The organism is Stenotrophomonas sp. Steno-Z10-BAI, from assembly GCF_056393115.1.
This window is the reverse complement of sequence record NZ_JBWJOZ010000004.1, coordinates 307,093-316,527: the sequence shown is the minus strand read 5'-3', so window position 1 is coordinate 316,527 and position 9,435 is coordinate 307,093. Positions and strand designations below refer to the sequence as shown.

Genomic DNA, 9,435 nt, shown 5'->3' with positions numbered 1-9,435 from the left:
CGCTGCAGGAGGTGTTTCATGTCGTTCCGACAGTTCCCCGCCACGGATGCCAACGGCGACGATTACGTCATCATCGAGTTCAAGGATGAGCAGGCCGATGCCGCTGCAGGCAGCGGCCAGAGTGCGCGTTACGAGCTGGCCGATGGCCGCCATCTGATCCGCGACGGCCGCGAGTTCCGCACGGCCGGCGGCGAGCTCACGCTAGTCACCTGAGGCGTTGAAAAAAAGTTACGCGGATGTTGGTCAATTTTTGACCAAGTATCTTGACAGCCTTTTGTCGCAAGGCGCGCCCACACTTATCCACACGTTTGTGCGCAGATCATCCACACCCCCTGTGGATGAATGCTGCAGCGCATCGTGTCAACGCACCAGCACGCGGCCGATACCGGAGGCATCGATCTCGATGGCCGCCGCCTGCAGTGCGAGGGCATCGCTGCCTGCCACGAAGCCCACCCGGAAGTGCACCTCACCGGCCGGCGTACGCGATGAATGGATCGAAGCCAGGCTGACCCGGTGCCGCTCGAACACGTGCAGCAACTCGCGCAACGAGCCGGGCCGGTCTTCGGGCAGGTGCACACTGATCGCGTTGCGTTCGGTGAGATCGGCCAGCAGGTAGCCGACCCGCTCAAAGGTGTAATTGCCATCGGCCAGCACCTCCGCGCCCAGGCTGTCGCGGTTGTCCAGCAGCAACTGCTGGCGGAACGCCGCGCGTGCCGCGTCATCGCCCTTCTCCAGCTGCGATCGCAGCTGCTGCAACTGGGCCAGCAACCGGTCCAGCATCGGCGCCACATGCGGGTTGCCGAACTGGATGTCTTCGTAGATCGCCGGATTGAGCGAAAGGATGCGCGCGATGATCGCGGTATCCAGCTCGAACGAGGCCGAGCGATACGGCATCAACGCCGGCAAGGCACCCAGGAGCGGCGCGTACTCACGCAGCACACCGGCCTGGGCCAGATGCGTGGCATGCACCATCGCCTGCACCAGCGCCATGACCTGGTCGTGGTGCTCGGGCGTGGCACGCACGCACTCCGCTTCCAGTGCCTCGCACAGCTGCTGCACGAACGGCTGCCACCGCGACAGGCGCGCCTCGCAGACCACCATCACCCTGCCCTTCAGCGTCGGCGCCTTGGGCGGGGCCGTCATCGGATGCAGGCCCACCACCTCGGCCTGCGAGGCGAGCATCGCCTCCACCGGGGCCGATTTCACCGAGGTGACATCCAGCCACAGGCGACCGGCTTCACGACCGGCCGAGCGGGCCACGTAGTCGGCGATCAGCGCGGGCGTGTGCCGGATCGGTGCCGAGAAGATCAATACCTCGGCGCGATCAAGCAGCGTTTCCGGATTGTCCGACGATGCGTCGGCCGGGTCATGGCCGATCACGTCCAGCCCGAGGCGCTGCTCCAGGAACCGGCGCAGCCAGCGCCCGTAGGCACCGTCGCTGCCGACGATGCCCACCACCGGCGTCAGACTCACGCCAGGCGCTCGGGAACGAAGCGATCCGGCAGTGCCAGCGCCGCCGGCGCCGCGGCCAGAACATCGAACTCTTCGTGGCCGTTGGCCAGCGTGGTCTCCAGCGCGACATGCACGCCGGCGATGGCGCGCGAGATCGCCTGTTCGAAGGTTTCTCCCCGCAGCAGGAACGCCACCAACAGCGACATCAGCACGTCGCCGGTACCCGCCACGTCCACCGGTAGATGCGGGGAGGACCAGCGCCAGATCGCGTCGCGGCTCACCGCGAGCGTGACCAGCTGGCCCGGATCGCCGCCGACGCTGTGCGCCAGCACCCACTCCGGGCCACGCGCCAGCAGCGCCTGCGACGCGGCGATCGCATCGTCCTGGGCCAGGCTTGGCATGCCGGTCAGTCGGCCGAGTTCAAAGGCATTCGGCGTGACCAGCCAGGCATGCGGCAGCAGACGTTCGGCGAAGACGTTTTCCAGGCCCGGCTCAACGTAAGGGCCGGTGTGGGTGTCGCCGATCACCGGGTCCAGGCAGTAGCGCAGCTGCGGCGAGGACGGCAGCACCGCATCGAGCCAGTCGGCGAAGGCCGCGCCGTTGCCGACGCTGCCGAAGTAGCCGGACACCAGCATCCGCGCCCGCTGTGGCAGGCCGCGCTCACCGGCGCCGAGCAGCAGATCGGCAAACCAGTCCGAGGGCAGCACGCGGCCGCGCGTGGTCTCGTAGAACGGCGCGTTGCTGAGCAGCGTGGTGGGGATTTCGGCCACGCGCACGCCCAGCGCACGCAGCGGCGGGACGGCCGCGCTGTTGCCGGCATAGCCGTACACCAGCTGGGACTGCACCGAAATGACGTCGACCGGCGACGGACCGTCCGGGCGCTGGCGGCGGCCGTGGACCAGGTGGCTTTCGAGGGATTCGTTCATGCCGACATTTTACGCCTGCGAGTCTCTCCAGGCGCGACGGAAGGTGGGTCGAGCGGTGGACCGTGTCGAGAGCACCGGCGGCCCAGAGAGACACGCTTTTCCGCGCGCGGACCACACACGTACCGCCGCGCACAAAAAAGGCCCCCTGTCGCCAGGGGGCCTTCGGTAGTTCACGGCAACACGTGACGCTTACGACGTCATGCGATCCCAGAAGCCCTTCACGCCATCGATGAACGTCGCCGACTTCGGCGAATGCTTGCGCGCTTCCTCACCGGTGAAGGTGGTTTCGAACTGTTCCAGCAGCTTGCGCTGCTCCGGGGTGAGATTGACCGGGGTCTCCACCACCACGCGGCAGTACAGATCGCCTTCGCTGCGGCTGCGTACCGAGCGCACGCCCTTGCCGCGCATGCGGAACAGCTTGCCGGTCTGGGTCTCGGCCGGGATGCGGATTTCGGCGTAACCGCCCAGCGTGGCCACGCGTACGGTATCGCCCAGCGCGGCCTGCGAGATGCGGATCGGCACTTCGCAGTGCAGGTCATCGCCGTCGCGCTGGAAGATCGCGTGCTCGCGCACCCGCACTTCCACGTACAGATCGCCCGCCGGGGTGCCAGCCGGACCGGCCTCGCCTTCACCAGACAGACGGATGCGGTCGCCGGTGTCGACGCCCGCGGGCACCTTGACCGACAACACCTTGTCTTCCTCGACACGGCCATTGCCGTGACAGGTCTTGCAGGGGTTCTGGATGATCTGGCCACGGCCGTTGCAGTGGTGGCAGGCCTGCTGCATCGCGAAGATGCCGCGCTGGATGCGCACCTGGCCCTGGCCACGGCAGACCGAGCAGGTCTCGACCTTGCCGTCTTCCGAACCGCTGGCGTTGCAGTCATCACACTCGACCAGACTCGGAATCTCGATGCGGCGCTCCACGCCCATCACCGCCTCTTCCAGGTCCAGCTCCATCACGTAACCGATGTCGGCACCGCGACGGGCCTGGCGCGGACCACCACCGCCGGCGCCACCGCCGAAGATGTTGCCGAAGATGTCACCGAAGATATCGCCCATGTCCGGGCCACCCGGGCCGCCACCGCCGCCCATGCCGTGCTCGAACGCAGCGTGGCCGTGGGCGTCGTACATGCGGCGCTTGTTGCCGTCGGACAGGGTTTCGTAGGCTTCCTTGCATTCCTTGAAGGATGCCTCGGCCTCGCTGTCACCCGGATTGCGGTCCGGATGGTATTTCATCGCGCAACGGCGATAGGCCTTCTTCAGTTCTTCATCGCTGGCGGTGCGGGACACGCTCAGCACTTCGTAGTAATCGCGCTTGCTCATAACTTGAATCGGGTTCCGGAAGTCGGGATTCGTCAAAGCGGAAGAGCGGCACCAGGTCCGCTCTTTCGCCGGGCGCCCCGACAGGCCGGGATACGGCTGTCAGGACCAGAAGGGGGATATGACAACGGGACGCTGCCTGCGCAACGTCCCGTGTCGAGTCCGGATCAGGACTTCTTGTCGTCCTTGACTTCGGTGAACTCGGCGTCGACCACATCGTCGTGCGCGCCGTTGTTGGCACCGGCATCCGGGCCCGGCGCCGCACCGCCCTGCTCTGCCGCCGCGGAGGCCGCGAACAGGGCCTGGCCGGCTTCTTCCAGCACCTTCGACTTGGCTTCGATCTGTGCCTTGTCATCGCTCTTCATCGCGATTTCCAGATCGGCCAGGGCCGACTCCACCTTGCCGATCACATCGCCACCGACCTTGCTGCCGTGTTCGGTGATCGCGGTACGGGTACCGTGGATCAGCGCGTCAGCCTGGTTGCGGGCCTGGACCAGCTCATGGAACTTCTTGTCTTCTTCGCGGTTGGCTTCCGCGTCGGCGACCATGCGTGCGATCTCGTCCTCGGACAGACCCGAACCGGCCTTGATCTCGACCTTCTGTTCCTTGTTGGTCTTCTTGTCCTTGGCCGACACGTGCAGGATGCCGTTGGCGTCGATGTCGAAGGACACTTCCACCTGCGGCAGGCCGCGCGGCGATGGCTCGATGCCGGAGAGGTCGAACTTGGCCAGCGACTTGTTGAAGCGGGCCTGCTCGCGCTCACCCTGCAGCACGTGCACGGTCACGGCCGACTGGTTGTCCTCGGCGGTGGAGAACACCTGCGAGGCCTTGGTCGGGATGGTGGTGTTCTTCTCGATGATCTTGGTGAACACGCCACCCAGGGTCTCGATGCCCAGCGACAGCGGGGTCACGTCCAGCAGCAGCACGTCCTTGACGTCGCCGCCCAGCACGCCGCCCTGGATCGCAGCACCCAGTGCCACGGCTTCGTCCGGGTTGACGTCCTTGCGCGGTTCCTTGCCGAAGAACTCGGTCACGGCCTGCTGCACCTTCGGCATGCGGGTCTGGCCGCCGACCAGGATCACTTCACCGATGTCGCTCGAACGCAGGCCGGCATCGTTCAGCGCGATGCGGCACGGCTCGATCGACTTCTTGATCAGGTCTTCCACCAGCGCTTCCAGCTTGGCGCGGGTCAGCTTGATGTTCAGGTGCTTCGGGCCCGACGCGTCAGCGGTGACGTACGGCAGGTTCACTTCGGTCTGCTGGCTGGTGGACAGCTCGATCTTGGCGCGCTCGGCGGCGTCCTTCAGGCGCTGCAGGGCGAGCGGATCCTTGCGCAGGTCGATGCCCTGGTCCTTGTTGAACTCGTCGACGAGGTATTCGATGACGCGGTTGTCGAAATCTTCGCCGCCCAGGAAGGTGTCACCGTTGGTGGCCAGCACTTCGAACTGCTTCTCACCGTCGACGTTGGCGATCTCGATGATCGACACGTCGAAGGTGCCGCCGCCCAGATCGTACACAACGATCTTGCGGTCACGGCCGTCACCCTTGTCCAGGCCATAGGCCAAGGCAGCAGCGGTCGGCTCGTTGATGATGCGCTTGACTTCCAGACCGGCGATGCGGCCGGCGTCCTTGGTGGCCTGGCGCTGGCTGTCGTTGAAGTAGGCCGGCACAGTGATCACGGCCTCGGTGACGGTCTCACCCAGGAACGCTTCGGCGGTCTTCTTCATCTTCTCCAGCACGCGGGCGGAGATTTCCTGCGGGGCCATCTTCTTGCCGTCGCTGGTCTGGACCCAGGCGTCGCCGTTGTCATGGGCCAGGATGCCGTAGGGCACGTGCGCGATGTCCTTCTGGACTTCAGCGTCGGTGAACTTGCGGCCGATCAGGCGCTTGACAGCGTAGAAGGTGTTCTTCGGGTTGGTCACCGCCTGGCGCTTGGCCGAGGCGCCGACCAGGACTTCGCCGTCCTTGGTGTAGGCAACGATGGAGGGCGTGGTGCGATCGCCTTCCGAATTTTCGATGACGCGGGCCTTGCCGCCGTCCATGATCGCCACACACGAGTTGGTGGTGCCGAGGTCGATACCAATGATCTTGCCCATGAGGGAGACTCCTGAAAGTTCTGGGTACATCCGGCAGCTGCCGGGTTATGAATGGGATGTGTGGGACGCTGCGGACACTTTCAAGCCGTCCATCAAACACAGTGTCCGATGGCGACCCAACGCGTTCAGCGTCCGGTCGAACCGCCGGGCCTGGCCCGGCGGACCGACCCGTGGGTCAGTCGCGGGCCACCACGACCAGCGCCGGCCGCAGCAGGCGGTCGTTGAGCAGGTAGCCCTTCTGGAACACCTGCACCACGCTGCCCGGTGCCGCGCCGGGCGCGTCGACCTGGCTGATGGCCTGGTGGTGGTCCGGGTTGAAGGTCTGGCCGGTCGGGTCGAGCAGGGTCAGGCCATTGTCGGCGGCGACCTTGAGCAGCTGCTTGTAGGTCAGTTCGAGACCTTCGCGCAGCGGGCTCGGCTCGCTGCCGGCGGCATTGAGGCCGGCATCGAGGCTGTCGAACACCGGCAGCAGCTCGCCAAGCAGCTTTTCGTTGGCGAAGCGGCGCGCCTGTTCCACGTCGCGGGCAACGCGCTTGCGTTGGTTGTCCAGGTCGGCGCGTTCGCGCAGCGACTCCGAACGCAGCAGGGCCAGCTCGTTGTGCAGGCTGTCCAGCTGCTGCTGCAGGGACGGCTCAGCGCCGGGCTCGCCGGCGGGATTCTGGGATGCGATATCTGACTGATCTTGGTTCATTTCCGGATCCTTGGCGGTGACTCTCCGCCTCCACCCACCCCTATGTGGGCGCGGCTACGGGATTCAAGAGTCCAGGGCCGCTTTATGCGCGATCGCGGGACAATCCGCCGCCAGCGGGCGAGCCCAGCGCGGCCCCCAGTACCTGGGCGGTGGCTTCCACCAGCGGGATCATGCGGTCGTAGGCCATCCGTTTCGGGCCGATGACCCCCAGCACCCCGAGCACCTGGCCATCGGCCGAGTACGGGGCGGTGACCAGCGAGACGCTTTCCAGCGGCATCACCCCGGTCTCTTCGCCGATGAAGATGCGCACGCCCGGGGCCTGGATGGTGCGCTCGAGCAGCTGCAGGATCTCGCGCTTGCTGGCGAACACATCGAACAGCTCGCGCAGGCGCTCCAGATCGGACAGGTCCTGCACGCCCATCAGGCGGGTCTGCCCGGACAGCACCATGTCATCGGCCGGCGGCACCATCGCCTGCTCGGCCAGCTCGATGCTGTGCGCCAGCAACTGCTCCATTTCCGACTGCGCATCGCGCAGCTCCAGCAGCAGGCGGGCCCGGATCTCGGCCAGCGGCCGCCCGGCGCAGTTGGCATTGAGGTAGTTGGCGACCTGCTCCAGCTCCCCGGGATTGAAGCCGCGGCGCGGCTCGATCACCCGGTTCTGCACCTCGTTGTCGGCGAACACCAGGATCGCCAGCACCCGGCGCGCGTCCAGCGCCACGAAATCGATATGCCGGAACGCGAACTGCTCCCGGCGCGGGGCGCTGACCACCCCGACGAAATGGCTCATCGCCGAGAGCAGCTCCGAGGCACTGCCGAGCAGGGCCTGGGTGCCGGTGCCGGTGGCCAGCTCGGTGCGCAGGCGGCTGAGCTCGCCCTCGCCCGGCGGCTGCATCTTGACCAGGCTGTCCACGAACACCCGGTAGCCGTGCGCGGTCGGCACCCGGCCGGCCGAGGTGTGCGGCGAGCTGAGCAGGCCGAGGTCTTCCAGGTCGCCCAGGATGTTGCGGATCGTGGCCGGGCTGACATCCAGGCCGGCATGCCGGGCAAGGGTCTGCGAGCCGACCGGCTCCCCATCCTGGATGTGGCGCGCGATCAGCGTCCGCAGCAGATGGCGGGCGCGCGGGGCGAGATGGGACGCGGAAGGATGCATGGAATCAGCCTGTGAGACGCCCACTTAGATAATGGCTGCACGGCGCGTTGGCAAGTCATTGGAGACGCCCTCGGCCCATGCTAGCGTGCGCGGCTTGGAGACACCCCTCGTGTACAACGTAGACCATGCTTAGACATCTATCGATCAAGGATTTCGCGGTCGTCCGCGCCACCGAGCTGGAATTCGGCGCCGGCATGACCGTGGTCTCAGGTGAAACCGGCGCGGGCAAGTCGCTGATGGTGGACGCGCTGGGCTTTTTGTCCGGGCTGCGCGCCGACAGCGGCGTGGTCCGCCACGGTGCCGCGCGCGCCGAGCTCTCGGCCGAATTCGCGCCGCTGGCCGACGCGCCGGCCCGCCAGTGGCTGCGCGACAACGAGCTGGACGACGAAGAACAGTGCCAGTTGCGACGGGTTATCCGCGCCGACGGTGGCTCGCGCGCTTTCATCAACGGCCGCCCGGTGACGCTGACCCAGCTGAGCGAGCTGGCCAGCATGCTGGTCGAAATCCACGGCCAGCACGAACAGCAGGCCCTGCTCTCGCGCCCCTCGCAGCTCTCGCTGCTGGATGCCTTCGCCCGCAACGACGCCGAGCGCGCCCAGGTCCGCCAGACCGCGGCACGCTGGCAGACGCTGGTCGATGAAGCCGAGGCGCTCTCGCGCCAGGGCGACGTGAGCGACCGGATCGGCTACCTGGAGCACCAGCTCAGCGAGCTCAAGCGTGAGGATCTGGACCCGGCCTCGATCGCCACCCTGGGCAGCAGCCACCGCCGCCAGGCCCATGCCAGCGCGCTGATCGGCGCCTGCGACGTGGCCGTCAGCCGCCTCAATGGGGATGACGAGGTCTCGGTCCTGCAGCTGCTGCAGCAGACCCGCCATGACCTGGCCCGCGTGGCCGAACACGACAGCCGACTCGGCGAGGTCGATGCCCTGCTCGACAGCGCCGCCATCCAGCTGGACGAAGCGCTGTCCCTGCTCGATCGCGTGCATGACGACCTGGATGCCGACCCGGAGCAGTTCGAGGATATCGAGCGCCGTCTCGGCCGCCTGCACGACCTCGCCCGCAAGCACCGCGTACCGATGGAAGCGCTCGGCGAGCACCGCGACGCCATGGAAGCCGAAGTCGAGCAGCTGCGCGGTGCCGACGAGCGCCTGCAGACACTGGCCGGCGAGATCGACCGTGCCGCCGGCCAGTGGAAGACCGTGGCCGAGGTGCTCAGCGCCAGCCGCCGGAAAGCCGCCAAGGCCCTGTCGGACACCACCACCACCCTGATCGGCGAGCTGGGCATGGGCGGCGGTCAGTTCCTGATCGATATCGAGCCGCAGACCGTGGCCAAGCCGGACCCGAACGGCGCCGAGCGGGTCGAGTTCCTGGTCGCCGCCAACGCCGGCCAGCCACCGCGCGCCCTGCGCAAGGTCGCCTCGGGTGGTGAGCTGTCCCGTATCTCGCTGGCGATCGAAGTCGCCGCGCTGGGCCTGGACGCGGTGCCGACCATGGTCTTCGACGAGGTCGATTCGGGCATCGGCGGCGCCGTGGCCGACATCGTCGGGCAGAAGCTGCGCGCTTTGGGCGAGAAGCGTCAGGTGCTGTGCGTCACCCATCTGCCCCAGGTCGCCTCCAAGGGCCACGCCCACTACCGGGTCAGCAAGGCGCCGGTGGACGGCATGACCCAGAGCGCGGTCGAAAAGCTCGATACCAAGGCCCGCGAAGAAGAGCTGGCCCGGATGCTGGGCGGCGTGGAAGTCAGCAAGGAAGCCCGGGCGGCGGCGCGCAAGCTGCTGCAGGCCTGAGGCCCCCGTGATC

At 67.1% G+C, this 9,435-nt stretch carries 8 protein-coding genes; 2 read left to right on the top strand and 6 right to left on the bottom strand.

The window, feature by feature from the left end; translation table 11 throughout:
- Positions 1-18 precede the first annotated feature (18 nt).
- Positions 19-213 (top strand): hypothetical protein, encoded by a 195-nt coding sequence (locus AC06E9_RS12865; protein WP_121042071.1) that lies wholly within the window; start codon positions 19-21, stop codon positions 211-213.
- Between the two features lie 147 nt (positions 214-360).
- Here AC06E9_RS12865 and AC06E9_RS12860 read toward each other — a convergent pair whose 3' ends face one another.
- The 6 genes from AC06E9_RS12860 to hrcA all read right to left on the bottom strand — a co-directional run bounded on the left by AC06E9_RS12860 (position 361) and on the right by hrcA (position 7,635).
- Positions 361-1,473 (bottom strand): prephenate dehydrogenase, encoded by a 1,113-nt coding sequence (locus AC06E9_RS12860; RefSeq protein ID WP_121042069.1) that lies wholly within the window; start codon positions 1,471-1,473, stop codon positions 361-363.
- The gene (gene pdxY / locus AC06E9_RS12855) at positions 1,470-2,378 is read right to left on the bottom strand and encodes a pyridoxal kinase (RefSeq protein WP_478056180.1); all 909 of its coding nucleotides are present in this window, start codon (positions 2,376-2,378) and stop codon (positions 1,470-1,472) included. Before pdxY ends, AC06E9_RS12860 begins: the two co-directional genes overlap by 4 nt.
- A 189-nt stretch (positions 2,379-2,567) precedes the next feature.
- Positions 2,568-3,701, bottom strand: coding sequence for a molecular chaperone DnaJ (gene dnaJ / locus AC06E9_RS12850; RefSeq protein WP_088433151.1), 1,134 nt, complete (start codon positions 3,699-3,701; stop codon positions 2,568-2,570).
- A 164-nt stretch (positions 3,702-3,865) separates the two neighbouring features.
- Positions 3,866-5,794, bottom strand: a complete 1,929-nt coding sequence (gene dnaK / locus AC06E9_RS12845; RefSeq protein WP_478056179.1) for a molecular chaperone DnaK — start codon at positions 5,792-5,794, stop codon at positions 3,866-3,868.
- A gap of 175 nt (positions 5,795-5,969) precedes the next feature.
- On the bottom strand, positions 5,970-6,485 hold the full coding sequence (grpE, locus tag AC06E9_RS12840; RefSeq protein ID WP_121042061.1) for a nucleotide exchange factor GrpE: 516 nt from the start codon (positions 6,483-6,485) through the stop codon (positions 5,970-5,972).
- Between the two features lie 82 nt (positions 6,486-6,567).
- A complete protein-coding gene (hrcA, locus tag AC06E9_RS12835; protein WP_478056178.1) occupies positions 6,568-7,635 on the bottom strand; it encodes a heat-inducible transcriptional repressor HrcA in 1,068 nt (355 codons plus the stop codon).
- A 125-nt stretch (positions 7,636-7,760) separates the two neighbouring features.
- On the opposite strand from hrcA, the gene recN reads away from it, so the two are divergent.
- On the top strand, positions 7,761-9,422 hold the full coding sequence (gene recN / locus AC06E9_RS12830; protein WP_478049767.1) for a DNA repair protein RecN: 1,662 nt from the start codon (positions 7,761-7,763) through the stop codon (positions 9,420-9,422).
- Positions 9,423-9,435 lie beyond the last annotated feature (13 nt).

Bases quoted from the DNA above. Each gene is read 5' to 3' on its own strand.
- dnaJ (WP_088433151.1), bottom strand. From the start codon at position 3,701: ATGAGCAAGCGCGATTACTACGAAGTGCTGAGCGTGTCCCGCACCGCC.
- pdxY (WP_478056180.1), bottom strand. From the start codon at position 2,378: ATGAACGAATCCCTCGAAAGCCACCTGGTCCACGGCCGCCGCCAGCGC.
- grpE (WP_121042061.1), bottom strand. From the start codon at position 6,485: ATGAACCAAGATCAGTCAGATATCGCATCCCAGAATCCCGCCGGCGAG.
- AC06E9_RS12865 (WP_121042071.1), top strand. From the start codon at position 19: ATGTCGTTCCGACAGTTCCCCGCCACGGATGCCAACGGCGACGATTAC.
- recN (WP_478049767.1), top strand. From the start codon at position 7,761: ATGCTTAGACATCTATCGATCAAGGATTTCGCGGTCGTCCGCGCCACC.
- dnaK (WP_478056179.1), bottom strand. From the start codon at position 5,794: ATGGGCAAGATCATTGGTATCGACCTCGGCACCACCAACTCGTGTGTG.
- hrcA (WP_478056178.1), bottom strand. From the start codon at position 7,635: ATGCATCCTTCCGCGTCCCATCTCGCCCCGCGCGCCCGCCATCTGCTG.